1 protein-coding gene is annotated in these 1,105 nt (G+C 37.7%); it reads right to left on the reverse strand.

Translation table 11 applies throughout. From position 1 onward, the window contains the following. Positions 1-268: 268 nt before the first annotated feature. Positions 269-1,105: LptF/LptG family permease (locus B3I52_RS01455; RefSeq protein WP_293297790.1), on the reverse strand; the 837-nt coding region annotated here is incomplete at its 5' end.

The raw sequence follows: 1,105 nt of genomic DNA on the forward strand, positions 1-1,105 counted from the left end.
TCATCATCAACTACTATGATAATTTTGCCTGCCTTAACATCGGCAAGTGCCTCTTCTATGGTATTTAATTTAATTTCCATTTTGGTAAATAACACAATGAATGAGGTTTTTCCTCATTGCTAATTTGGCTACAAAGGTACAACCTTTAAAAACAATTATTATAGGTAATTATCATTAGGAGGTAACATATTTTGGCAATAGCCATAAGCTATTAAGTTCACAGACAGAAAAACCCACACCCATAAATAAAACAGGAATTTAACGCCTTTTAAATCTCTTTCGTTTCTTTTTTCTTTTTCTTAAACAAACCAACAACCAACTCTTTGTAGTACCCAATATCAAAAAGGGCCGAGTCTACGGTGGCCTTATAAGTTAAGAAAATTCCCACTGGAGTTAGAATAATAATTGCCATCCACATACCAAAAACTGGATCTAGGGAGCCCTCTTTGGCAGATTTCTCGGATACGGTAGAGATAATATGGTAAATCAGGAAGAAAATTACCGCAATAACTACGGGCAAGCCCAGTCCACCTTTCCGAATAATGGCACCTAAGGGCGCACCAATAAAGAACAAGAGCAAACAAGACACGGCCAACGTATATTTACGCTGATATTCTATCTTCGCTTTTAAAACTTCTTTATTTTTAAACTCATAATCGGCTTGCTGCCCATTAAGTGTTTGTTTTAAAGACTCTACCTGATCATAGGCACTTTGCAATGCTGCTATGCGCTGCTCTTTAGGTATAACGTTAAGTATATTGCCTTTAATTATTTGGGCTGGCGCCTTAACTGCGGTATAACCTTTTACGTAACTGTTTTGTTTAAAATAGTACTGAACGTTGCTTTGTAGTGCTTTGCCCATGCTGTCTATATCTTTTTGCAACGAGTCTCTTCTGTGCAACAGTTCCCTACGGTTTAACATTGGTGCATTGTTCTTAAAGCTCTCTTCCTGCGTTCGGGTCATATCCTTAAAACTGCTAAAATCAAACTTCACCTCTGTTTGCTTAAAACGCATACGGGTTAACGATTGCCGAGGATTATAACTACCGTTGTTGGACGCTGCTTCTTGGTAACGTACTCCATTAACCAAATTAAGCACCATGTA

Source organism: Pedobacter sp. UBA4863 (assembly GCF_002399615.1).
Classification (GTDB): Bacteria; Bacteroidota; Bacteroidia; order Sphingobacteriales; family Sphingobacteriaceae; genus Pedobacter.